Here is a 24,791-nt window from a genome sequence, read left to right on the forward strand (position 1 = left end):
ACTCATAAACTAAGTCAATGTATACGCACTATAACTGTGTTTCTTAAAAGGGGCAAATATTGGCTGGGTGATAAAGAGCGCTATTTACAGAACAATAGCGCTCTGGCTGGGTAAACTCCAATAATTTAGCTAAAGCTAAAAATTAAATATCAATGCTGCCAAGGTCATCGTCACTAAGGTGATCAACACAATGGCTATTAAGTTCAGTACAAAGCCTGCTTTGATCATATCGCGTATTTGTATTTGTCCAGAGCCAAATACAATCGCATTAGGGGGAGTAGCAACAGGCATCATAAACGCACAGCTACACGCAATCGCTGCGGGAATAACCCAGACTAATGGTGTTCCCGTCACAGATTCAGCAACAGGTCCCAGCAAAGGTAAAAACCCTGCAGCTGTAGCCGTATTACTGGTGATCTCAGTTAAAAAAGTAATTAAAGTAGCAATCGCAAGTACACTCAGTACTAATGGAATAGCACTAGCCCCTTCAATCAAGTGGGCGATGTACTCAGCCAAGCCCGAAGATTTAATTTGTGCAGCCAGTGTTAAACCACCACCAAATAATAATAATACGCCCCAAGGTACACCAGCAGCGCTTTGCCAATCTAAAATACGTTCATCGCTGCCTTTATTAGCCGGTAGTACAAATAACAATAACGCAGCAGCAATAGCAATACCGGTATCTGATATTTTCAACCCAGTAAAATCAGCGATCAATGGTCTGAAAATCCAACAAATTGCAGCGAATAAAAACACCCACAACACGCCTTTTTCTGCGCGCTGCATAATACCCAACTCCTTGAGCTGCGAGCTAAACAGTGATTTAGTATCCACTTTTTTTGCATTCTTGGCTTGCTCATCCACTTTATAGGCAAACTTAGTCAGCCATATCCAACAAATGAGCAACATAGTCAGTGACAACGGCACACCCACCATCATCCACTGGGCAAAGCCAATTTCAATTTGATAGCTATCAGACAGATAGGCTGCCATTAATGCATTTGGCGGAGTGCCTATCAGGGTTGCAATACCACCGATACTGGCACCGTAGGCAATCGATAATAGCAACGCTTTACCAAAACCATTATTATTTGGGTTAGATTTTTGTACTAAATGCGTGATAGACAACGCAATCGGTAACATCATGACTGCCGTTGCGGTGTTTGACATCCACATCGACAAAAATGCGGTAACTAACATCATCGCCAAAATCTGTAAACTCGGTTTAGAGCCTGCATACAACATAGTGCGCAGCGCAATACGTTTATGTAAGCCCCACCGCTCCATTGCGATGGAAATTAAAAAACCACCTAAAAACAAAAATATCAGTGGATGAGCATAAGGCGCAGCGACACTTTTTATCGCCGCGATATCAGCCAAGGGTGAAAACACCAATGGCAATAGTGCAGTAGCAGGAATTGGCACCACTTCACTAACCCACCATGATGCCATCCAAAACGCGAGTCCAGCCGTACGCAGTGCAGCAACACTCATACCGGCAGGTGGATCAATTAAACACGTTAGCAACATCACTACAGGGCCCAACAGTAACATAGCAGCTTGCAGTATAGGGTTTTTATCTGGGTTGTTCGCGGTTATTGAATTACTCATATATCACCTCTTAAAACTTGTACTTTAGGCCAAGTGCCAGACTGCTATCGGATTTAGTGTCTAAATCAAGATCACTATAAAATAAATAGCCCGTTGTTTGTTTATCGAAAAGATAATCAACACCTGCAGTCCATTGTTGGCCGGTCTTAGTATCGATATGATGAATTCCCGACTCATCTCTAACAAACTGCACTTTTGGCAGCCATTTATCTAGTTTATAACTAGCACTAAGTACATAGCCATTACCTGATTTATCACCTAATTCAGCGGTTTCACTACGTTGAATGATTGCGCCTAATTGTACGTTGTCGAGCAGCCATGCTGCAGCGATACGAGTAGCAGTAATGTTATTGAGTGAGTCAACATGGCTTAGTGCAAGGTAATAATGTTCATTTTTTAAATTACGATCCCCGTACATAACTGTGGCAGCAAAGCCATCCTTGCCACTAATGCGGTCATCTTTGGGCGCATAAGTTAATGATAATTGCGCACCAGCAAAAGATTTCGAGGTATACGTAATAGTATCGCCAATTCGCGCTTGGCCTGGCAGTAATTGCGCTATATCAGCTTGGGTTTCATTAAAGTTGTCAATTTTCCCTTCTGAGTATTTAAAACGCGTATCGTTACGACCAATCACCACTTCACCAAAACTACCCGCTAAACCTAAGTAGGTGTTTCGTGCGCGAAAAGGGTCCCCTAAATCATCGTTTTCAAAGCCTTTAACTTGCACTTCATATTTGAAAACCACGTTAAGAGAATCACTCAGGCCATGCTTTCCTTTGATACCAATCCGCGAAAAAGGCGCATCAATTTGTGTGCCTTCTTTTGCAAAACGCATGGTGCCATTATCTGTTTTTGCTATTTGCACTTCGGCTTTGCCATAAATATCGTATTCAACGGCGTGCGCTGTATGCGCAAAGCTTATAACAGCGAGGGCGCATGCAGCAGATACAGAGGTCAGTTTTTTATCTGTTTTTATCATTGTGTGCTCTTATTATTAGGATTGTTTGTTGTTCCTAGTAATAAAGGCAAGTTTGCTGCCAAACTTGGCATTCTTATATAAACTGATTAAATTCAATACATTAAAATTTTAAACTATTTCAAAGGCGATTAAAGTGTGCGGAAATCCACACACTTAAAAACCAGCTTTGTCACTCATTCCACCCATGCTAATCAGTAAACATATCGCGGTTAAGTGCATATTTACTCATTTTGTCATACAAGGTTTTACGCGCTATCTGTAACGTATTCATGGTATCTTTAATACTGCCTTGATGACGTTCAAGCGCTTCTTCTATTAAAGATTGCTCATAAAAGCTCACTTTTTCCGCCAAGCTCAAATCCTGCGATAAATCATTACCATTACTTAGGCTGGTACTAGGAAACGCTAATTCAACACCGAGTAACACAGCGCGCTCTGCTTGGTTTCTTAGCTCTCGAACATTACCTGGCCACTGATAGCTTAATAGCCGCTGTAATATATCACTGCTTAATGGCGCAGGGGGTTTATGAAAGCGCGTTGCCGCAATTGAGCTAAAGTGTTTGAATAGTAATGGAATATCAGCTTTTCTATCGCGCAATGCAGGAATGCTCACTTTGACCAAATTGAGTCGATAATATAAATCTGCACGAAAATCGCCTTTTTCAACCAACGCCAATAAATCAATTTTCGTTGCTGCAACAATCCGAATATCTAAATCAATGGCGATATTCGCCCCTACAGGGGTGACTTTGCGCTCTTCTAACACGCGTAGTAATTTAACTTGTAAAGAGGCTGGTGTGCTTTCTATTTCATCTAAAAAAACCGTGCCACCTTGCGCAAACTCAAATTTACCTTGGCGACTTTGCGTAGCCCCCGTGTACGCTCCACTTGCTGCGCCGAACAGCTCGCTTTCTATTAGTTGCTCGGGCACCGCGCCGCAGTTAATTGCCACAAAGTTACAATTTGAGCGACTACTTTGATCGTGTAAAAAACGCGCCACTAACTCTTTACCTGTGCCAGTTTCACCTTCAATCATCACATCCGCGGGGGTATCGATCACCGCATTGAGCAAATGCATCATTTGCTGCATTTGCACGGTTTCCCCAAGAATACATACACCCGGTGCCGAGGTTTTTTCAACTGCAAGTTTTAACGCCCGGTTCTCCATGACTAAAGCTCGCTTTTCACATGCCCTTGCAATGCAATCGAGCAACTGCTCATTAAGCGGTTTTTCAAATAAATCATAAGCGCCTAACTGCATCGCTTTAACAGCAACGGTGACATCAGCAAAGCCGGTTAAAAAAATCACCGGCAGCTCACTATCAAAGGCTTTGACTTGCTCTAAAAAGGTTAGCCCATCCATTTTTGGCATATTAATATCACTGAGTACCACGCCATTAAAACGACGATTAAGTTTTGATAAAGCACTGAGTGGATCACTAAAACACTGTACCTGATAGCCTTCTAACGTCAGCAATTGGTTAAGTGAATCACGGATCATCTGCTCATCGTCAATGACAAAAACCTGTTTACAGTCAATTGCTAGGGTATTCATAACGCTCCTTTGGTATTGGCTAATGTGATAATAAATTGCGCGCCACCATGTGGGCGATTGTGTGCAGTTAAACAACCATTAAAAGAATTAATTATTTGCTTTGAAATAGATAAACCCAAACCCAGACCATTGCTTGACTTAGTACTATAAAAAGGCTCAAAAATTGTCCCTAAGGCATGCTGTTCAATACCAGGACCTGTATCTAGAATCGAAAGCTTTACACGTCCCTCAAATTGTTCTATTTCAAAACTAAGCTCACGCTCAGGGCTTTGTGCCATTGCATGACTGGCATTAGTGATCAAGTTGACTAATACTTGCTCAAACTTAACCCCATCAACCCACACCTTTATTGAGTCTGCAATCTGCGCATCTTTAACGCTAACATCATCGTGTTTAAGCTGGGGTGAGGCAATCACCATGGCATTTTTTAAAAGCTGTGCAAGAATTTGCTCCCTTAGTTGGGTTTGCGCAGGCTTACTAAAGTGTTTTAATTGGCCAACGATTTTATGCACGCGTTCGATCAGTGATTGCACAATTACTATATTTTCAGCAGCTTGTGTTACATCACCTTTTATAATTAAGCGCTTTGCACTGACTAAATAGGTGCTCATGGCACTCAATGGCTGATTTATTTCATGATTAATACCGGCGCTCAACTGACCTATGGTTGCCAGCTTTGCAGATTGAACTAACGCAGTTTGCGCTTTCTCAAGTGCTTGTGTGCGTTCAATAACTTCTTGCTCAAGGCTATGGCGCGAATAAAGTAGCTTTTTGTAACCAGCAAAACGAGCCATTAGAGCATAAAAACCCAATAATACAGAAACATAGATCACGGTTATCCAAACAAGCCGCGGGAATTGTGCAATATTCACTAAAGACATATCCACCAGCACCGTCATCTGTGCTTTAAGGCGATGAATTGCAGCCGTTGCAGGCACATATTTACTTCGCTTATTAGCTTCACTTATCTGTAGTACAGGAACCCCCTGACTATTGCGTTGCTGTGCATCGATCACCTTAGGCATGTAATCTAAATAATGGCGGCTGCGAGTGAAGTACTGCTGTTGGGCTGCATCAATTGGCTGCATTGTATTTAGCCGCCATGATTGAATGTCTGACATTGCAATAACATTATCGGCTAAACTTAAATAAAAATGGCTCGACTGTGAGTTATTCAGTAATTGTCGATCACTCTCAAACTTCGACACATTTACTTTTAACACCACCACACCAATTACCTTATTGCCATGATGAATTGGCTCTGAAAAATAAATTCCTCGTTCGTTTGAGCGAAGTCCCAAAGCAAAATACGCGACTTTCTTACCTGCCAAGGCTTGATAAAAGTACGGTCGAAATGCAAAGTTATTGCCAATATAAGTGTAATCCAACTGCCAGTTGCTAGAGGCGACTACATCTCCTGCATTGTTGAGCACATAAACATCTGACGCGCCACTGGCTTGTTGAATATCAGCCAAGTAATTATTAATCGGTTGTACAGCTTGATTATCAGCATCTAAATTCATGTCACTAATAAACGCTGTGAGTAACTGGTTATCAGTCACTAAATGGGGGATCGCAGCAAAGCGAGTAAGCTCTGTCTCAAGGTAGTGGCTTAGTTGGTTAACCTGGCGCTGTGCTTGTTGTTGTGCTTGTGTTAAATCATAGTGTCTGCCAAATAAAAAACTGACTAATAACAACACGATTAAAATGGCAACGGCCAATACTATTTTTCGAGGAACATGCAGCATGAGCCACCAAAAGGCGTATTGCTACGCCTTAATAATTTAAAATTTGACTTGGTAGTGTACCGAGTATTCACTGCCGACACCAGCAACAGCACCATCGGCCATTCTGGGATCAAATACATTATAGTGTTTATTTAATACGTTATGAGCTTTAAAGCTAAGTTGGCTACTCGTTGAAAATTGCCAACTGAGAACTGTGCCAAGCAGCAAATACGCTGGCTGCTTAAAACTAAGAGTATTCGGGGTAGCTTGTACATTCACCTCGTCACGCCAAACGCCATTAACACTTAACAACCATTGCTCATATTGATAATTAGCGATAATACTGGCAAAACGTTTAAAGGTGGGCTGCATAGGGGTGTCAAAATACTGGGTGTAAGTCGCTTCTAATGAAAAATCGCCGTTTAAGCGCAGCATACTATCGAGCTCAAGTCCCCGGTTTGTGTCATCAAGCTGATTTGCAAAGGTAAATTGAGTATTGTCTGCAGTCAACGGCACAAGATTTATAAACTCGTTTAATTGGTTGTAAAACAGCACTGAATTAATATGCCAATCTTGGTGCTCGTAACGCCACACCAACTCCGTGGTTTTTACATATTCTGATTTTAAGTTTGGATTACCAAGTGTCACATCATCATTAGAATACAACTCATTCGTTACAGGCGTGCGAAATGACTCGCCATATTGCAATTTTAACGTATGTGCTAAAGCGGGTTTGTAGATTGCAGCGATACGGGGAGATAAGTTACTGTCGATGTCTTTAACGTCATCAAAACGTGCCCCTAAAAACAAGCTAAATTGCTCGGAGTAAGGTACTTTCACTTGCCCATAAACACTACGGGTTTCAAAAGTCGACTGTAATTGCTGAAATGGTGCATACTCTTTAATAGTAACAATACCACCTTGGTAAAATGGATCGGCTGCTATTATTGCCCCGCTGTTGGCATCATAATAATTAGTACGGACATCGGCTTGCTGCTGCTTTGCATGGCTATATTCCAACCCCGAATTAAATAACCAACCATTATCAAACTCATGACTGGCATCGAGATTAATCGTCAAGTCACTGGTACGCCATGCAGGGCCAATAAATGAGTCATAACTTGCCTGTGGCAGACTCTCTGCTGGCGCAATTAACCCTGCACTTTGTATTTGATGCTGGGTATAAGCAACTTTACTTGAAAACATACTTGTATCAGTAGCAAGCCAATCATAGCTTAGGGAGATAAATGCATTTTCACTTTTGTGCTGGTTATCCTCAGAGTAGCCACCTAGGTTTAAAAAATCATTCAACTCAACTTGATTATAGCGCCCTCTCACAGCAAGCTTTTCAATATCAAGCCCAGCTTCTAGATAAATAGATTGCAGTGGATCTTTGACCCCTTGCGGGTAGCGCTCGCCGCTTTTACTATTATAAGCACCATTAGCAAAAAGATGTATTTGCTCATTAACTTGATGACTAAGCGAAAATGCAGTACTTGCTTGGCCTACATTACCCACCGCCACAGATAGTTCATTGTCTTGGCTTTTAGTGATAATGTTCATCACCCCTAAAAATGCATTACTGCCGTAGAGCGCAGAACCAGGACCACGAATAAACTCTACCTTATCAATCACTTCAACAGGAATAAACGGCATATAAACAGACGCTTTACCAAATGAAGATTCATTCAAACGCTCACCATTGATCATCACTAAGATATTACCGCTATCAAGGTAGACACCACGGGCATGATCTTTTGGCACTGCACCAACCCAATCACCACGAGTGGATTGCATCCCAGGCACAAAATTCATCAGTTCAAAGGCATTATTAACGCCAAGCAGCGCTATTTTTTTACGATTAAATACAGTGATTGTTGAAGGGGCTGAGGCGAGTGTTTCTAAGGTTTTTGAGGCGATATCGACGTGAACCTCAAGTAAGTCTTCAAAGCTCAATGTAAACAAGTCATCCGCTTGGGTTTCCGTTGCCAGTATGGAGGTTGTGTAAATACACAAAAAAAGACATACCGTTTGCTTTAAAGTCATTACGCCGTTTTACACCTATATTTTTTATTATTAAAGCTACATTTTAAATAACGTAGCATTTACAATATTAATACAAATGTGAGACGGCGCGAGCTTTTTCTACTAATTTTATAAATTTAAGCTGTTGCAGTCGCTTGCTTCGCTTTTAAATATTTATATAAACCAATTAACGAAGCTGCAATCCAAAATATTTCAATCACAAAACTTGCTAAATTAAAGTTATAACAAAGACTTATAAGCAGTAGAATAGCACCTGACAAGTTCATCATATTATATACTAGCCCTGTTGGTGTGGCCTTACCTAGTTGCAGCATAAAAAACGCGCCAACCACTAAAAACGTACCAGTCATACCAACAATATCAAATAAAAGTGCAATCACGGGTGTCCCCTATCCTTTTTAATCATACCCAAAACACTGGCCCATTCCATGGGGAGGGTTGTTTTCAATCATTGAAACAGCAAACCGAGTAAGTTTAGCAGGGTATAAAAATAGCCACAGGATAAATGTCCGCTATTAGGGGGTCATTTAAATGTAACTTTGCCACCGATCATTTTATACGCAGGGGCGCCGCGGATGATTGTTTCACGAGCGAAGGGGCGTTCGCATTGTGGGCAAATACAGGGGGCTTTGGTGAAATCTTGGCTGATGCGTTCGATAAAACATTTAACTAAAGCCCCCTTGCCACCTTTACGGTATTTGAATAACTGGGCTTTACATTGACTGCAAAAAATATCGACGGTTTTGCTGGGGCCTTTTTTATTCGGTTTTGCCATTATTTAGTTACTTCTACTACAAACACGCTAGCCAGTAGGATAACAGTTTATGGCCATAGACCCAAAATCAAGCCCATTAAGGTAAATTGCAAAATATGATAACCGCTATTGATCAAAAATAGTTTTAATGGCCGCTGTTCATAAATATAACTCATTCCCAAAGCGCTACTGATCCAACATACGCCAATAGCAAAGCCAACCCCCACAGCCACCCCTAAATGCGGGTTAGGGCCTAAAAACAGTGATAAGCCAAATGCAATAAACAACGATAAAACAAAACCACCTCCAAAAACCCATTTCGGATCGGTTGCTTTTAAATCCAGCTCAGTTAAACCACACCCTTCTAGCCATGCTCTTTGAAATAGCCAAGGTGAATACCAAATGCCTCCTAACATAAAAGAGGACATACCTGCTAAAAATACCGCAGCAAAATCTAGTTGAGATAAATCCATAACGACTACTTATGCAAAAAATACATCGATAATTTCACTGTAGTTAATGAACGCCATTGCAGCAACTATCTAGCAATGAATACTGCAAGGCCTTACTAGGTATAAAAGGGTTAAGACGATTAAAAGCGCCGAGGGTATTAGCGCTTTAATTGCTCTTGCGGGGTAATCTAACTTATTGCTGCACTGGTTTTTTTTGTAATTTTCGCTGTAAAGTACGCCTGTGCATATTAAGCTGGCGAGCCGTTGCGGAAATATTACCTTGGTTAGCGTGCAGCACTTGCTGAATATGCTCCCACTCCAGTCGCTCTGCTGACATAGTGTGCGCATCTGCAGCAACGAGTTCGTTAACGGGCTCGGTTTTGCCAGCAAGTGCACGAACTAAGGTCAACATATCTACAGGTTTCGTTAAGTAATCATTTGCCCCTAGTCGCATCGCCTCTACAGCGGTAGCGATACTAGCAAACCCAGTCAGTAACACAATATGTGCCTCAGCCAATAATGTACGCAGCGGTGTTATGAGCGTCAGGCCATTATCATCGGCTAATTTCATATCGAGTAAAATATGGCTCGGGGTATACTCAGTTGCAACACGAATTGCCTGCTCCTTATTGTGAGCAAGCTGACATTGAAACCCTTGCTTGGTTAAGCGCCGTGCTAAAGTATTGGCAAGATTAATATCATCTTCAATAATTAATAATTTCATGCATTCTCACTGACTTGATTGCTGACTGTTAATTGCACTTTAGCAACCGCACCACCTTGCGGGTGATTAAATAATGTTAGCGAGCCCTGTAAGCGCTCAAACGTTACATTCGACAGCATAACCGCCAGTCCCATACCTGTTTCACTGGGCATTAGCTGGCCCCCTAGTTCCGCTAATTGTGTCGCGCTAAAGCCCTTACCAAAGTCGCGGATGATTAAACTCACTGATTCAGGGCTGTCAGTGTTGTATTGCCAGTTTATTTCTAAGCATTGTTGCTTAGCTTGCTGATTAGCAAACGCGGCATTTTGTAACAAGTTTAAGATTGCTGGCAGTAACATTACGTCATTAGCGATTGAGCAATTAGGCGCCTGATTTAGCCAATTAAGCTGTTGATCTGGGTATTGTAACAACATGGTATCTGTAATTTGTTGCGTCAACTCGTGTAAGGACACCGTGGCTGCCACACTTTGTGTACGCAATTGAGATGACAACACACGAAACTGCTCTAATTGCAGTGCGCATTGCAATAGCGGTTGCTGCATGTCTTTAACAATCTCATTATCCGGTTGCTCTTCAATCAGTTCTTCATAGAGTAATTGTAAATTGGCAATAGGGCTGGCTAATTGGTGGGTAATTTGCGCTGCAGCACCATCAAGCATCACTAATTGCTCTGCGCGCAGCTGTTTTTCGCGAACACTGGCAATGGTTCGCTCTCGAGAGTGTAAAGCACGGTTCATGGTGCCAATAACCAATGCAATTACGCTGGCACTGATCACAAAATTCACCCACATACCTACAAAGTGACTGGTCATTTGCATATGATGCATGCTGTGCTGCGGCATTTTAAATAACAATATACTGTATGCGGCAATCGCTAATATTGCAATGTAGGCTAACCCTCTAGCGCTAACACTCACAGCGGCAATCATGATTGGTAATAAAAGTAATGATACAAAGGCGTTTGTTGCGCCGCCACTCAAAGATAACAGAACAGCTAAAAACAACACATCGGCTGTCAATTGCATCAACATACCAAGTTCTTTGGCTTTACTGACATTACGATAAGCAATCACACTTAAGATTTGAAATACCGCTTCAAGAGCAATAACCACCAGCAAAGGCAATAAGGGAATTTGGTGCTCTAATAGAAAATAGACACTAATGACCGCGATAAGCTGAATAGCAATTGCGCCACTGCGTAACATCAGTAAACGACTGATGGCCGGATCGGTGCGCATTAAAAACGCCATACATAACTACCTAAAAATATGCCTAATATAAGCGGGTTAAACTAATCATCATCCATAGAAATGCTAAATACCGCGCACGGTGTGCCTTGATGAAACACCATTTTCCATTGACCATCACTTAAGCGCCAAAGCGACATACGTAGTGAATAATTAAATTCCGCCCGTGCAGAGCGTCGAAACGCTGCTTGATAGCTTAGTTGGGCAATGTCATCACTGAGCATGCGGCCTTTAAAATGTTGATTATAAAACTGCGGTACTACTTCTGTGGGTAGTCGCGTTAATACTTGATATTTATTAAACACCGTGCCATTGGCTGCGATTTCAATAAAATCATCATCAAGCAATGCATCAAGAGCCTGTTCAGATTGACGAACCTCTGGATCTAATAATTGCCGCTCAGCATCAATCAAATGATTAAACAATGACGCCTTAATTTTGCTGCCCATGGGAGTTCCTACAATTGTTTATATACTTGCCCTGCTTTCATCACAAACTGTACATTTTTCAATGTACTTATGTCATCAAGCGGGGATCCATTGACACTGATAATATCTGCTTGTTTACCAACACTCAACTGCCCTAGCTTATCTTGTTGGCCAAGTAACTTGGCGGCATCAATCGTCGCCGACCTAATGGCTTGCTTTTCAGTCATGCCGTATTTTACTAACCATTGAAATTCATCGGCGTTATTACCGTGACGCGACACGCCGGAGTCTGTGCCAAAAGCGATGTTAATGTTGTTTTTTAACGCCAATTTAAACGACGCTTCGACTTGTGGCACCACAGCACGGACTTTATTGGCAATCGCCACTGGCAAATGAGGGTTACTGAGCACTTCTTGGCTCACCGTTTGCCCTGCTAGTAATGTAGGTACTAAGTAAGCATTATGTTTTTTAAACAGTTTAATGCTCTGTTGATCCAAGTAAGAGCCATGCTCAATTGAATCAACACCTGCTCGCAAGGCTGCTTTTATGCCGGATATGCCATGAGCGTGCGCAGTGACGCTACGCCCTAAATTATGTGCGGTATCAACAATTGCCACAAGCTCTTGATCTGTAAATTGCTGACTCACACCTGCAGCAGTATTACTTAATACGCCGCCCGTTGCGGTGATTTTAATAACATCAGCCCCTGACTTTATCACTTCACGTACAGCACGGCGACAATCATCGGCGCCATCACATACTCCAAGGCCGTCACTAATCACATCGCTAATATCTTTACGGTAGCCATGTAAATCAGCATGGCCCCCGGTTGGCGTAATGGTATCGCCTGCTGCAAATATTCGTGGCCCACTAATATCACCGCGTTCAACCGCTCTTTTCAGCGGGAAAATCACTTTATAACTGCTACCTAGATCACGTACTGAGGTAAAACCCGCATCAAGACTACGTTGCAAATACTTAATTGATCGCAGTGCATAGTCTGCTTCATATTCAGTAAGCCACCGATGAGGATTCACGTTTGCATCGCGTTCAAAAGTCACATGTACATGCATATCAATTAGGCCGGGCATAACAAACTGATCTTTTAAATCAATGATTGTCGCATCCGACAAACCAAGTTCACTGATACTAACATAACCTTCTTCAATGCGGCTGATCATGGCATTTTCTATTACTATGGTTTGTTGTTTTTCTAACGTTTGTTCAGCGCCAGATAACATTGAACCTGCGTAAATAACCTGTTTTTGTGCTGCAAAGCTTGACGCAGAGCAAAGCATTGCGCCAAGAGAAGCTAAAGTAGTGATTAATTTTTGTTTCATGTTTACCTCATTTTTCTACTACCATTAGCCTAAATTACGTTTGATTACCACTATTTACGACATAAACGCAGCGATAAACTAGTCTTAGATGTGGATTTTTGGTATAAATCAAACATAGATGACACATGTCTGACCACTTAAAGAGAGCACACTATGACTTACGCACACATTACCGGTTGGGGTAAATGTATTCCACCTGCGCGTATTAACAATGACGAAATCAGCCAATTAGTTGATACCAATGATGAATGGATCACCTCACGTACTGGCATTAAAGCCCGCAGAGTAAGCCATGTAAGTACTGCAGAGCTTGCCACTGTGGCAGCTCAACATGCTATTGCCTGTGCAGGCATTGAAGCTAAAGACATCGATCTTGTGTTATTAGCAACGTGTACACCGTCAACAATGGTGGCAAACACCGCTTCATTAGTACAAAAAAATATTGGTGCCGTCGGCGCAGCCGCTATGGACACCAATGCAGCTTGCTCTGGGTTTTTATATGCTCTGCAAGCAGCAACGGCACAAATTCAAGCCGGTATGATTAAAAAAGCAGTGGTGATCGCAGCTGAACGTATGACCTGGTACGTAAACTGGGATCGTCGCGACAGTGCCGTGCTATTTGGTGATGGCGCCGGTGCAGTGGTACTTGAAGCAGCAGACACGCCTGCGGGTTTACTCGCCACAAAAACAGGCTGCGACAGTGAAGATCGTGATATCTTACACATCACTAATTTTGGCAGTGACTTAGATAAATACCAACCCGTTGGACCGTCTGATTTATTGTTTGAAGGGCGCGAAATTTTTAAACGCGCAGTAAAAGGCATGAGTGAAGCTTGTGATGACGTACTCACACAAGCGAGCTTAAAGCTTGATGACATAGATGTATTGGTGCCACACCAAGCAAATTTACGAATTATTCAAGCCATTCAACATCGCTTAAACGTGCCTGATGAAAAAGTAATGGTTAATATTGGTGAATACGGTAATACCTCAGCGGCAACCATTGCAATCGCATTATGTGAAGCTGTTGAACAAGGATTAATAAAGCCCCATGCCAATATTATGTCTGCTGCATTTGGGGCTGGCTTAACTTGGGCTGCCAGTTACATTAAATGGGGTGAACGTGTCACGCCGATCAGCACCAGTGACGCCACACTACCGCCTTGTGATAAAACGGGTTTAGAATTAGTCGCACCAGCAGTAGCTGCGTGCAAGGGCACAGATTAATCACATACATTATCGATTAAAGCGCGACTTTCGCGCTTTTTTATTGGAATAATATGAAACTACTCGCTATTCATCACGTTGCTATCATTTGCAGTGACTATCAACGTGCTAAACATTTTTATACCCAAATCCTCAAACTCCCCATAATTCATGAACAATATCGCGCACAACGAGACTCTTATAAGTTAGATTTAGCACTTCCTGATGGGAGTCAAATAGAGTTGTTTTCCTTTGCAGGGGCGCCAAAGAGGCCCAGTTACCCTGAAGCACAAGGGTTAAGGCACCTTGCTTTTGCAGTGGCTGATATAAATCATGCAAAGACTTACTTAGAAAAACATGCAGTAGCAGTAGAAGAAATAAGAGTTGATGAAATCACCGGGAAGCGTTTTACATTTTTCGCTGACCCCGATGATTTACCGCTAGAACTTTATGAAGCTTAGTGAAAGCGACTTTCTAGATAATTAAATACGGCGCGAACACCTAAAGCTTCACCACCGACAGGGCGACCCGGTAATGGCCGTAAGTTCCATGCCATAACATCAAAATGCACCCATGGAGTCGTTGGCTCGACAAATTCTTTTAAGTATAAAGCCGCAGTGATCGCACCACCAAATGGGCTACTCGCGCAGTTAGCCATATCAGCCACATCACTTTTTAACAAACTTCTGTACTGTTCGAAAAGTGGTAGCTGCCAAACCGGATCGCTTACTGCAATACCTGCATCAATAATACCATTAGCAACATCACGATGAGTTGAGAAAAGCCCTGGTAATTCAGTTCCTAATGCAATACGGCATGCGCCCGTTAACGTTGCAAAATCAATCAACAATTGAGGTTTATCGTTTTGTGCTTCGCTTAAAGCATCACACAATACGAGTCGGCCTTCAGCGTCAGTATTATCAATTTCAACCATAATGCCTTTACGCGTTTTAATCACATCACCCGGGCGAAAAGCGTTGCGTGATACCGCATTTTCAACGGCAGGAACCAATACACGTAACTGAATAGGTAACTTTGCAGCCATAATTAACTGTGCTAAACCAATAACATGTGCTGCACCACCCATGTCTTTTTTCATGTTACGCATGCCCGAGCTTGGTTTTAAATCTAAACCACCAGAGTCAAAGCACACGCCTTTACCCACTAACGTGACAAGCGGAGCATCATCCGCGCCCCAACGTAAGTCTAATAAACGTGGTTTGTTCTCACTGGCACGACCCACCATGTGGATAGTGGGATAATTTTGCTCGAGTAGCTCATCACCAACCCACTCATTGAATCGGCCATTGTAAGTATGTGCAAGATCAGCCATCACTTGCGATAAATGCTGTGGCATCATGTCTGCTGCAGGTGTGTTCACTAAATCTCGGACCAAGTTGATAGCATCTGCTTGCTGCTCAAGACGTGTAAATAGTGCCGCATCAGCTATCGCCAATTGCGCTTTAGCAGCGCCCTTCGCTTTATATTCACTAAACTCATAACCGCCTAACATAAAGCCCAGTGCAATCTGTTCTAATTGTTGTTCGCACCCTTGCACTTGATAAAGACCCGCAGGCAACTTGCTCGCCAAATCACCAGCTAACCAAAAATCGTCAAGGCTATTGACTAAACAATACACCTGACTTAGCGCAGCAGTTTGTGGATCAACCACCAAGGCAATTCCTTGCTTAGCGAAATCGCAGCTATTTAACCAGTTTTGTAAAAAAGTAGATTGCTGCTGTTGCCATGCAGCTAAGTCATTTCTAACAACAAAAGACAGTGGAATACCCGATGTACTATGACGAATTAATGTACTCATTAAATGACTCGTTTAAAATAATAGGATGATCAAGCATATCAATAACACAGCGTAAAAGGTATAGCATAGTGGCTATCCTTTTTAGTGTATGACATTATTTTTTTACAGTTGGTTTTACAACGGGCTTTGCAGCTTTGCCATTCGCGATTTCTTGCTGTTGTTGCTCTTGGGCAATTAATCGATCAATGTCTTTGAGTGGCTTATTGATGTTAAATGAACTCGGTAATACATCCACCCCCACCCAGTGGCCGAGTTTCACGACTAACGGAATTGTAATCGGCGCAAACGGTAGAATCGCAAAAATCCCTAATCCTAACCCTTTAAGAATATCTACAAACTGCGCATTAGCTTTTTGTAAATCTTCTTTACTAACTTCGCCTTGGGTGTAGCGACGATAAATGGTGAGCATTTCTTTGGTTTCTTGCTTTTCTTGTGCCAGTGCTAGTTTAAGTGCCACCATAGCCCGCTTGAAACGCAGCTGTTGGCGCTTTTTACTAATTTTTGCCACTCTAATTGGGGCACGATGGATAACTTTATATAGTCGCATAGTCGCTATTCTCACATAGCCTTAATACTTCACAAAGCATAATTTGCTCGAATAAGTTTAATTAGTTCCACGCCGTACCTTGACTACCAAAGTAAGCATTATCAAGTATAATACGATTAGGCACACCCCACTATTTGATAACTGTAAATAATGATGAAAACGCAACAAAATGCACAAACTATTACCACCGTAGGTTGTTCAAAGAAGCCTATTAGACCTGCTTCGGATGAATGCTGTGGCGGCGGCAGTTGTTGTCCATGTGTTTGGGATGAATACAAAGAAAAATTAAAGGTATGGCGGTTACAAAACGCAGATAATAACGATAACGAATAGCAACCGTCTCAAAACCGCATTGAACAATTTTTAACCCCAACAGGTCACTTTTAAAAAATATTTATTTATTTTTTTATTAATTTCAGCGTAAAAACAACCATTTCTGCACTACTTACTATTTTCCCATAGAAAATATCGTTGCTTTTCATATGGGTAGGTCACTTTCAATTTTCCTCCATCAAAAATATAAAAAATATCAATATTTTTTAACATCTTGCACAACTATTTAACAATCTGTATAAGTTTAACGAGCCATTTGCCTTGATAAAAGTCAGCTGGTCACATAACTATTACAATTCTAACTGGGGAAATTAGAATGCAATTGAAAAATAAAGCGTTAACTCATGCAGTTAAACTAGCTCTAACCGCGACTACCGCGAGTCTCTTTATTTCAGGAACTGCACTTGCAGCAGATGAACAAACTGAAACCACTAAGGTCAATAAAAACGTCGAAAAAATTGCTGTAGTGGGCACCCGCTCTGCACCACGCTCGATTGGGGATTCACCCGTACCTATTGATATCATCGGTGGTGAAGAACTAGGTAAATCAGGTAATACTGATATGCTTGAGTTACTAAAAGGTGCCATTCCATCATTAAACGTACATTCAATGCCAATTAGTGATGCGGCATCTTTAGTACGTCCTGCCAACTTACGTGGTCTACCATCTGACAGCACATTAGTTCTACTCAATGGCAAGCGACGTCATCGTGCATCTGTTATTGCCTTTTTAGGCGGCGGTATTAACGATGGTGCTCAAGGCGCTGATATTTCAGTGATCCCAAGCATTGCTTTAAAACAAGTCGAAGTATTACGCGATGGCGCAGCTGCACAATATGGTTCTGATGCAATTGCTGGGGTAATGAACTTTGTACTTAAAGATGCCTCAGAAGGCGGGACATTTGAAGTTCGCCAAGGTGAATACTATGAAGGCGACGGCGATACAACACAAATCTCAGGTAATATAGGCCTACCATTCACTGACAATGGTTTTGCTAACTTAAGCTTTCAATACAAAACAGCGGATGCTACCAGCCGCTCAGTACAACGTTACGACGCGGCAAATTTAGCAGATGCAGGCGTTCCAGATATTGCACCACTTACTCAAGTATGGGGGGCACCAAAAGTGGATGACGATATATCAATTTTTGGTAACGTTGGCTTAGAGCTGACTAATAACTCTGAGTTTTATATGTTTGGTAACTACTCAGAGCGTGATGTACGTGGTGGTTTTTACTATCGTAACCCGCATACTCGCCCAGGAGCTTATTCAAACGACGAAGGTCAGACTCTTTTAGTTGGCGACTTAACGGGTGATATGAGTGGTAATTGCCCTACCAATATCATGATTGATGATAATGTCCTCGACAACCCAGATTATATAAATCAAGTTGCAAATAACCCTGATTGTTTTGCGTTTAATGAAATTCTCCCTGGCGGCTTTACCCCAAACTTTGGTGGCAATATTACTGACACTTCACTCACGATGGGGACTAAAGGTGAGTTTACTGGCGGGATGTTAGAAGGCGCCTATTATGATTTAAGTGGTACCGTTGGTTTTAATGAATCACGTTACTTTATTTATGACACAATTAATGCATCGTTAGGCCCAGATAGCCCGCGTGATTTTAGCCCTGGTAAATATTCACAGTTAGAGAAAAACTTTAACTTTGATTTAGCAAAAGGTTTTGATTGGGGTTTAGCATACGATGTTAACGTAGCAGGTGGCCTCGAATGGCACGAAGAAACCTTTACAGTAACCTCGGGTGATGAAGCATCTTTTACAGCAGGTCCACTGACTGATCAAGGGTTTGGTATTGGCTCAAATGGCTTCCCTGGTTTTAAACCATCGGATGCCGGTGAGTATACGCGTCGTAACTATGCCGCATACGTCGATGTAGAAGCACCATTTACTGAAGACTTCCTAATGGGCTTAGCGCTGCGTTATGAAGACTACGACACTTTTGGCTCTACCGTTAATTATAAATTAATGGGTCAATACCACTTAACTGAAGATTTAAATATTCGCGGTTCAATCAGCACTGGTTTTCGTGCTCCCACCGTTGGTCAAGCCAATGTGAGTAATGTGCAAACAAACCTAAGTAGTGGTGTATTAGTTGACTCCGCCTTATTACCACCGACCAACCCTATTGCCGTGCAGTTAGGTGGAACCGAGCTTACCCCTGAAGAGTCACAAAGCTATACTTTTGGTGCAGTTTATACATTAGGTGAAGTATTCTTAACCCTTGATTACTACAACATTCAAGTTGAAGATCGCATCAGCCAATCTGAAAAAATTGAACTAAGCCAAGCTGATAAAGATACGCTAGAAGAAGCTGGCGTGCCAAATGTACAAAGCTTAGCGCAAGTAAGCTTCTTTACTAATGACTTTGACACAACCACCCAAGGTGTTGATTTTGTTGCAAACTACGCCACAGATTTACTCGGTGGAAGCTCTACATTTAGTTTAGCGTACAACTGGAATGAAACAGAGGTGACTCGCTCGAGTGACATTACAGGCCCATTTAAAGTAAGCCGTCTTGAAAATGACTTACCTAATCATCGAGCAACTTTAAGTTGGTCACAACAATGGGAAAGTTTCTCAATGTTTACGCGTGCAAATTATTTTGGTGAATACCAAGGTGTGCACGTAGATTATGATCAGACAGCAAAAATGGCCGATGCAGCGGTTACACTTGATGCTGAAGTCACTTACTTTTTCAATGACTCAATTAGCTTCTCGGTAGGTGCACAAAACCTGCTTGATCAAGACGCTGAGAAACTTGACTTTAGTGGTGCTGATGAATTCATTCCAAATAATAACTGGGGCGGAAAATACTACGAAACTTCCCCATACGGTATTAATGGTGGTTTCTACTATGTGAAAGCAACGTATACTTTTTAAGCGTAGCTAAACAAAAAAAACCAAGGCGAAATGCTCAAGACATTTCGCCTTTTTCGTTTTATAGTTAGATAAAAACAAACAGCAGTGACGCATGCTACTAGAAAAAGCCAATCAATTACTTGCCGAAAATAAACTGCAAGAGGCAGAGTTTCACTTTAAAACCCTGCTAAGCACCGACCCGCAAAATGGTGAAGCTCTGTTTGGTTTAGGCCGTATTGCCCTAAGATTAGAGCGCTATGACGCCGCGGTGTATTTACTACAAAAAAGCTGTGAAAGGCTGCCTAATATGTTGGAGCCACTGCATGCTTTAGCAGATGCATTTAATGGCGTTAATTCGCCAAACGATGCATTAACGGTACTTGAGTATGCAAAAAATATTGCCAGCCATAACCCAGAGCCACATTATTACCTAGCACAGCATTATTTAACCCATGGTGAAATAGACAAAGCACACACCACTTTTGCTCAAGCCCTGAGTATCGGGCTGTACCCAGTGACTGCATATATCTTGTTTGAGTTAGTACAACTAGGGCGTTTTGACAAACAACATAACTACATCAGTAATTTACATCATTTACTAACACAAACCAATAATCTGCGTTTAAAAATGGTCTGTTATTACGCCTTAGCGAAAAGTTATGATCAACTCGATGATCTAGAACAAGCTGCAAATTATTATGAATTGGCAAATAAGCTACAGCTAAAATTAAGCGACTTCAATACTGAACAATTAACGCCGTTTTACCAAAATATTATGCGCCATCACCCCAAGCACTTGTTTTCAACAGTTAAGCCAGGGTTCAAAGGTACAGTGACCCCGGTATTTATAATTGGCATGCCGCGCAGCGGTTCAACATTATTAGAACAAATTTTGGCGTCGCATAGTGAATGTGCCAGTATTGGCGAAGACCGTTGTATTAGTTCACAGGTAGTGCCATTTATTGAACAACAAACCAAACTCCCCTATCCAGAATGCATCAGCGCATTAACCCCGCAGCTCATTGAGCAAGCACGTGCCATTTATATTACGCGGTTAAAACACGCTAAGCCTATTCGGGCATTTATGATCAACAAATTACCCTCGAATTATCAATCACTAGGGCTTATTTACTTATTATTCCCTAATGCTAAATTTATCAACTTACAGCGTGATTTCAATGCTACTGCCTGGTCTGTATACAGTAATTACTTTGCAGAAAACGAGCCGTATTTCTGCTCGCTATCAGAATTTAAACACTACTTTGAGTTATACCAAACCTTAATGACGCACTGGCAAAACGTGATACCCAATGCCATATTGGATGTTCAATATGAGCAGTTAGTTGAACAACCTATCGACAATTTAAAGCGCGTATTTTCATTTTTAGGTGCCGAGTTTGAATCGCAATGTTTGGAATTTTATAAATCCAAAAGTGCTGTTACTACACTGAGTAAAGCGTCAGTTCGTCAACCACTCAATGCAACCGCTATAGAACGCTGGAAACGCTTTGAAGCGCCCCTTAAGGCGCTATTGAATGCTGCTCAAACCACACAAGCAAATCCTTAAATTGGTCTAGTTTAGCACTCGGGTGAGTCAGCATATTAATATGATCATAATCAAACTGGTGGCCGTGTTGTTTGCCGTACATTTGCAACGTCTGAACACCAAGCCCTGACTCTTCAATAAATTTTTCAATATCAATTTGCTGCGCCAGCGCTTTATCTTTCACGCCACCAATATGTAAAGTAGGCGGTAATGTTAAGCCAGCGACTATCTGCGCATAATCGAAACCATCATCAGAATCAACCCACGGTTTACGCTTCGCCCATTGCATACTTTGATAATGAGATTTTTTGGTTTCGTCATCACTGCCCCATTTGAGCTTTCTAGCCGGTAAATAACCATGCTTTTTTGCCAGTATTGGCGCTAAAAAATACCAGATCAGATTGCCTTGCAAATACTTTTGCGGATGATGATTGTATAACGAACGTTTCGTGCCAAAATACGCACAGGCTTTTACATCATTAATGTATTGAGGGAAACGCGCAAACACACTGTTCATTAGTACGCCGCCCCAAGAATGAGCAACCCAATACGCCGGTGGTTTCCCCTCGCGCTCGGTAATACTCGCAATGAAAGCGGGGATATCTTCAACTATAGCCTCTGTCTGCCCATAATCAGCATATTTTGAAATAGCCGGTTTACTTTCACCTCGCCCTCTTAAATCAGCCACATAGCACACATAGCCTTGCTCAGCCAAAAAAGGCGCTAAACCCTTATTTGAGTGGGTGTAAAATATTTTGCCATTTTCCACTGCACCATGCATAAAAAATACAGCAGGGCCTGATTTTTTACTGTTATCTGCAATTCTGCGCAAATGTAATGTTTGTTGCTCGGTAAGTTTAATAAACACCGATTCTTGTACAATCGCCATTTCAGTTCCTTGTTGTCATTGTTTTGAACCGTAACTCATCCTACCAGTATTTTAAACAAGATCACACGCTAATGTATTTCTCTGGTAAAATAACATTTTTGTTTGCTAAGCTAATTACCTGTTATGAAATCAACGCCATTAAAATCAAAACTCCATCCTCGCAATCGCCATAACCAAGGTTATGACTTAGCGTATCTAACGTGCCAAGTGGCGGCGTTAAAGCCCTATATAGTGATCACCCCAAATGGCACTGAGAGTATTGATTTTAGTGATGAGCAAGCCGTCAAAACACTCAATCAAGCACTGTTAAAAGCTTATTACAATGTTGAGTTTTGGGATCTTCCAGCAGGTTATTTGTGCCCGCCAATTCCAGGACGTGTAGATTACATTCACTACCTTGCTGATTTATTAGCCGCTGACAATAACGGACAAATTCCCACCGGCAAACATGTAAAGGTATTGGATATTGGTACCGGTGCCAACCTTGTTTACCCGCTTATCGGCAGCCATGAATACAACTGGCATTTTACCGGCAGTGATATCGACCCTGTGGCAATTAAACTAGCTAAGCAACTGGTACAATTTAATCAACGTAAAATCACCATCAAACAGCAAAAAAACCCGCAGCAGATTTTTAATGGTGTGATTAATAGTAAAGATCTATTCCATCTGACCCTGTGTAACCCCCCATTTCACGCAAGTGCAGAAGAGGCCAATAAAGGCAGTGAGCGTAAATGGAAAAACTTAGGTAAAAGCCCAAGTAGCGCACTTAATTTTGGTGGCCAACAGAATGAATTATGGTGTGAAGGTGGCGAGCAGCAATTCATAGTTAATATGATTATTGAAAGTGAGCAATTCGCAGAGCAATGTATGTGGTTTACCTCACTGGTATCTAAAAAAGACACGTTACCGGCCTTACACGCACAGTTACAAAAGCTGCCTGTTGCAGAGGTAAAAATAATAGAGATGGCACAAGGGCAAAAAGTGAGTCGCTTTATTGCTTGGAGTTACTTTGATCAAGCCACCCGCGCAGAAATATGCCAACAATTTACAGCCTAGGAGACACTATGATTGATTTTCGTTCTGATACCGTAACCCTGCCATGTAAAGCCATGCGTGATGTTATGCACACAGCGCCGTTAGGTGACGATGTATATGGTGATGATCCCAGTGTTAATACACTTGAAGCATTTGCTGCACAGCGCCACGGTTTCGCCAGCGCGCTATTTTGCAGCTCAGGCACGCAAGCTAATTTACTGGCGCTAATGGCCCACTGTGAACGAGGTGATGAATATATTTGCGGGCAAAATGCACACAACTATAAATTTGAAGGTGGTGGAGCAGCAGTCCTTGGCTCTATTCAACCGCAGCCAGTTGAGAATGAAAGTGATGGCAGCCTATGCTTTGACAAACTTCGCGCTGCTATTAAACCCGATGACTTTCATTTTGCGAATACTCGGCTGCTCAGTTTAGAAAACACCATAGGTGGTAAAGTGTTAACAATTAGCTACTTAGCTAAAGCACGTGAATTTACCCAAGCGAATAAATTAGCGCTCCATTTAGACGGTGCGCGGGTTTATAACGCAGCAGTTGCACTGCAAGTAGATATTACTGAAATCACCCGTCATTTTGATTCAGTGTCTATTTGTTTGTCAAAAGGGTTAGGCGCGCCGGTTGGTTCATTATTACTTGGCTCTGTTGCGCTTATCAATAAAGCAAAACGCTGGCGTAAAGTACTAGGTGGCGGCATGCGCCAAGCGGGAATGCTCGCTGCTGCAGGGCACTTTGCGCTTGAACACAATGTTAGTCGCCTAGCAGATGATCACGTCAATGCTCGCTATTTAGCGCAGCGACTCAATGAAATTGAAGGGTTTCACGTCGATCTAGCAAAAGATACCACTAATATGGTGTATGCCCATGTTGCCGATAATCTCGATATTCACGCCCTAGCACAGCAGCTAAAAGCGCAAGGCATTTTATTCAGCCCAAATAAAACCTTACGGTTAGTGACTCATTTAGGTATTACTCGCGCTGATATTGAGCTATTTATAGCTAAATTAACTGCTGCGCTGCATGTTTAACGCCGCTTTATAATGTTTGCGGCATACTGATACATAGCGATCGTTGCCGCCAATTTCTACTTGATTACCGTCGGCAATCGCAGCACCGTTTTCATCAGTACGTAATACGTGATTCGCTTTACGGCCACAGTGACAAACGGTTTTTAACTCAATGAGCTTGTCTGCCCAAGCCAGTAAATATTGAGAGCCACTAAATAACTCGCCTCTAAAATCATTACGTAATCCATAACACAATACGGGAATACCTAACTCATCAACCACATCGGTTAATTGCATTACTTGCTCGCGAGATAGAAACTGGCATTCGTCCACCAGCACGCAGTGACGCTTTTGCTCACCGTTAAGTTGTTTGATCAGCTCAAAAACATCTTTTTCTGCATCAAAGATGTGCGCATCAGCTTGTAAGCCAATTCGCGATGACACTTTGCCAACGCCCGCTCGGTCATCTATCGCGGCAGTTAAAATAACCGGCTCCATGCCGCGCTCGCGATAATTAAATGCCGATTGTAATAACGTGGTAGATTTACCTGCATTCATTGCAGAATAATAAAAGTACAGCTGTGCCATCTATTTACCTTGAACTGATCACCATAAAAAAGAGCGAGTATGCTAGCGCATAT

The 24,791-nt window shown here is 42.0% G+C and carries 23 protein-coding genes; 7 read left to right on the forward strand and 16 right to left on the reverse strand.

Annotation, left to right across the window (positions count from 1 at the left end; genetic code table 11):
* Positions 1-135 precede the first annotated feature (135 nt).
* The 12 genes from PHAL_RS0102320 to PHAL_RS0102375 all read right to left on the reverse strand — a co-directional run bounded on the left by PHAL_RS0102320 (position 136) and on the right by PHAL_RS0102375 (position 12,866).
* Positions 136-1,611, reverse strand: coding sequence for an SLC13 family permease (locus PHAL_RS0102320; protein WP_016706796.1), 1,476 nt, complete (start codon positions 1,609-1,611; stop codon positions 136-138).
* A gap of 10 nt (positions 1,612-1,621) precedes the next feature.
* Positions 1,622-2,593: a porin gene (locus tag PHAL_RS0102325; RefSeq protein ID WP_016706797.1), complete on the reverse strand. Its 972-nt coding sequence runs from the start codon at positions 2,591-2,593 to the stop codon at positions 1,622-1,624.
* Between the two features lie 187 nt (positions 2,594-2,780).
* Positions 2,781-4,148 (reverse strand): sigma-54-dependent transcriptional regulator, encoded by a 1,368-nt coding sequence (locus PHAL_RS0102330; protein WP_016706798.1) that lies wholly within the window; start codon positions 4,146-4,148, stop codon positions 2,781-2,783.
* Complete coding sequence (locus PHAL_RS0102335; protein ID WP_016706799.1) at positions 4,145-5,896, reverse strand: sensor histidine kinase; 1,752 nt, start codon at positions 5,894-5,896, stop codon at positions 4,145-4,147. The genes PHAL_RS0102330 and PHAL_RS0102335 overlap by 4 nt, the downstream gene beginning before the upstream one ends.
* A gap of 36 nt (positions 5,897-5,932) precedes the next feature.
* On the reverse strand, positions 5,933-7,921 hold the full coding sequence (locus tag PHAL_RS0102340) for a TonB-dependent receptor plug domain-containing protein (RefSeq protein WP_016706800.1): 1,989 nt from the start codon (positions 7,919-7,921) through the stop codon (positions 5,933-5,935).
* A 116-nt stretch (positions 7,922-8,037) separates the two neighbouring features.
* Positions 8,038-8,301, reverse strand: coding sequence for a CBU_0592 family membrane protein (locus tag PHAL_RS0102345; protein ID WP_016706801.1), 264 nt, complete (start codon positions 8,299-8,301; stop codon positions 8,038-8,040).
* Positions 8,302-8,444: 143 nt separating this feature from the next.
* On the reverse strand, positions 8,445-8,696 hold the full coding sequence (locus PHAL_RS0102350) for a hypothetical protein (protein WP_016706802.1): 252 nt from the start codon (positions 8,694-8,696) through the stop codon (positions 8,445-8,447).
* A gap of 47 nt (positions 8,697-8,743) precedes the next feature.
* The gene (locus tag PHAL_RS0102355; RefSeq protein ID WP_016706803.1) at positions 8,744-9,148 is read right to left on the reverse strand and encodes a DUF1761 domain-containing protein; all 405 of its coding nucleotides are present in this window, start codon (positions 9,146-9,148) and stop codon (positions 8,744-8,746) included.
* A gap of 172 nt (positions 9,149-9,320) precedes the next feature.
* Positions 9,321-9,851: a response regulator transcription factor gene (locus PHAL_RS0102360; protein ID WP_016706804.1), complete on the reverse strand. Its 531-nt coding sequence runs from the start codon at positions 9,849-9,851 to the stop codon at positions 9,321-9,323.
* Positions 9,848-11,089, reverse strand: a complete 1,242-nt coding sequence (locus PHAL_RS0102365; RefSeq protein ID WP_029215988.1) for a sensor histidine kinase — start codon at positions 11,087-11,089, stop codon at positions 9,848-9,850. The genes PHAL_RS0102360 and PHAL_RS0102365 overlap by 4 nt, the downstream gene beginning before the upstream one ends.
* Before the next feature lie 53 nt (positions 11,090-11,142).
* Complete coding sequence (locus PHAL_RS0102370) at positions 11,143-11,547, reverse strand: nuclear transport factor 2 family protein (RefSeq protein WP_016706806.1); 405 nt, start codon at positions 11,545-11,547, stop codon at positions 11,143-11,145.
* Positions 11,548-11,555: 8 nt separating this feature from the next.
* Positions 11,556-12,866: a metal-dependent hydrolase family protein gene (locus PHAL_RS0102375; protein WP_016706807.1), complete on the reverse strand. Its 1,311-nt coding sequence runs from the start codon at positions 12,864-12,866 to the stop codon at positions 11,556-11,558.
* 153 nt (positions 12,867-13,019) lie between these two features.
* Between PHAL_RS0102375 and PHAL_RS0102380 the strand changes: the two genes are divergently transcribed.
* Together PHAL_RS0102380 and gloA2 are read left to right on the forward strand one after the other, a co-directional pair.
* A complete protein-coding gene (locus PHAL_RS0102380) occupies positions 13,020-14,093 on the forward strand; it encodes a ketoacyl-ACP synthase III (protein ID WP_016706808.1) in 1,074 nt (357 codons plus the stop codon).
* Positions 14,094-14,146: 53 nt separating this feature from the next.
* Positions 14,147-14,533: an SMU1112c/YaeR family gloxylase I-like metalloprotein gene (gloA2, locus tag PHAL_RS0102385; RefSeq protein ID WP_016706809.1), complete on the forward strand. Its 387-nt coding sequence runs from the start codon at positions 14,147-14,149 to the stop codon at positions 14,531-14,533.
* Here gloA2 and PHAL_RS0102390 read toward each other — a convergent pair.
* Together PHAL_RS0102390 and PHAL_RS0102395 are read right to left on the reverse strand one after the other, a co-directional pair.
* The gene (locus PHAL_RS0102390) at positions 14,530-15,891 is read right to left on the reverse strand and encodes a leucyl aminopeptidase family protein (RefSeq protein ID WP_016706810.1); all 1,362 of its coding nucleotides are present in this window, start codon (positions 15,889-15,891) and stop codon (positions 14,530-14,532) included. The genes gloA2 and PHAL_RS0102390 overlap by 4 nt on opposite strands.
* A gap of 94 nt (positions 15,892-15,985) precedes the next feature.
* Positions 15,986-16,438, reverse strand: coding sequence for a hypothetical protein (locus PHAL_RS0102395; RefSeq protein WP_016706811.1), 453 nt, complete (start codon positions 16,436-16,438; stop codon positions 15,986-15,988).
* A gap of 153 nt (positions 16,439-16,591) precedes the next feature.
* On the opposite strand from PHAL_RS0102395, the gene PHAL_RS0102400 reads away from it, so the two are divergent.
* From PHAL_RS0102400 to PHAL_RS0102410, 3 genes are all read left to right on the forward strand, one after another.
* Complete coding sequence (locus PHAL_RS0102400) at positions 16,592-16,771, forward strand: oxidoreductase-like domain-containing protein (RefSeq protein ID WP_016706812.1); 180 nt, start codon at positions 16,592-16,594, stop codon at positions 16,769-16,771.
* A gap of 316 nt (positions 16,772-17,087) precedes the next feature.
* Positions 17,088-19,676, forward strand: coding sequence for a TonB-dependent receptor plug domain-containing protein (locus PHAL_RS0102405; RefSeq protein ID WP_016706813.1), 2,589 nt, complete (start codon positions 17,088-17,090; stop codon positions 19,674-19,676).
* A 91-nt stretch (positions 19,677-19,767) separates the two neighbouring features.
* Positions 19,768-21,222, forward strand: a complete 1,455-nt coding sequence (locus PHAL_RS0102410; RefSeq protein ID WP_016706814.1) for a tetratricopeptide repeat-containing sulfotransferase family protein — start codon at positions 19,768-19,770, stop codon at positions 21,220-21,222.
* Here PHAL_RS0102410 and PHAL_RS0102415 read toward each other — a convergent pair.
* Positions 21,176-22,090, reverse strand: a complete 915-nt coding sequence (locus tag PHAL_RS0102415) for an alpha/beta fold hydrolase (RefSeq protein ID WP_016706815.1) — start codon at positions 22,088-22,090, stop codon at positions 21,176-21,178. The two genes, PHAL_RS0102410 and PHAL_RS0102415, sit on opposite strands and share 47 nt — an antisense overlap.
* 123 nt (positions 22,091-22,213) lie before the next feature.
* On the opposite strand from PHAL_RS0102415, the gene rlmF reads away from it, so the two are divergent.
* Complete coding sequence (rlmF, locus tag PHAL_RS0102420) at positions 22,214-23,149, forward strand: 23S rRNA (adenine(1618)-N(6))-methyltransferase RlmF (RefSeq protein ID WP_016706816.1); 936 nt, start codon at positions 22,214-22,216, stop codon at positions 23,147-23,149.
* A gap of 8 nt (positions 23,150-23,157) precedes the next feature.
* Positions 23,158-24,171 carry a low-specificity L-threonine aldolase gene (gene ltaE / locus PHAL_RS0102425; RefSeq protein ID WP_016706817.1) on the forward strand — a complete coding sequence of 338 codons (1,014 nt, stop codon included), beginning with the start codon at positions 23,158-23,160 and terminating at the stop codon, positions 24,169-24,171.
* Here the strand turns inward: ltaE and PHAL_RS0102430 are convergent.
* Positions 24,148-24,738 (reverse strand): thymidine kinase, encoded by a 591-nt coding sequence (locus PHAL_RS0102430; RefSeq protein ID WP_016706818.1) that lies wholly within the window; start codon positions 24,736-24,738, stop codon positions 24,148-24,150. The two genes, ltaE and PHAL_RS0102430, sit on opposite strands and share 24 nt — an antisense overlap.
* Between the last annotated feature and the right edge of the window lie 53 nt (positions 24,739-24,791).

It is taken from the genome of Pseudoalteromonas haloplanktis ATCC 14393 (assembly GCF_000238355.1).
Lineage (GTDB): Bacteria > Pseudomonadota > Gammaproteobacteria > Enterobacterales > Alteromonadaceae > Pseudoalteromonas > Pseudoalteromonas haloplanktis.